Below are 413 nucleotides of genomic sequence, written 5' to 3'. Positions count from 1 at the left end.
AGCATCTTTGGTTTTCCATTTTACCCGTCTGTGATATTGCTCAATTATGTTATTTAAATATTTGTTCTTTCTCATAGTTGTATTACCAAACTTACCTTCTTTTTGTAGCAAAAGCTAAAGTATATGAGTGATTAGCATCTACCGTGATACTTTTTGGTTCATAAGTATTTTTCTTATTGAGCAATTTAGTTAAAAATAATTTAGCTGCTTTGTGATTACGTGTTTTGCTTAGGTAGAAGTCAATAGTATTTTTGTTACTATCAATGGTTCTGTACAAGTATAGCCACTTACCTTTGACCTTGACATAAGTCTCATCTAGGTACCAAGAAGAATTGATAGATTTGAGAAAGTAACAAACTTTCTTTTGTATTTTAGGGCCATAATGCTGTACCCACCTGTATATTGTACTTGGG

Annotated in this window: 1 protein-coding gene; it reads right to left on the bottom strand. The window is 31.7% G+C overall.

What is annotated here, in order from left to right:
• Nucleotides 1-91: 91 nt before the first annotated feature.
• Nucleotides 92-413, bottom strand: a 322-nt coding sequence (locus NF27_RS08030; protein WP_152606882.1) for a DDE-type integrase/transposase/recombinase, incomplete at its 5' end; no start/stop codon positions are given.

The sequence above is a fragment of the Candidatus Jidaibacter acanthamoeba genome (assembly GCF_000815465.1).
Taxonomy (GTDB): Bacteria; Pseudomonadota; Alphaproteobacteria; order Rickettsiales; family Midichloriaceae; genus Jidaibacter; species Jidaibacter acanthamoebae.
This window is presented reverse-complemented; position numbering and strand designations above follow the sequence as displayed.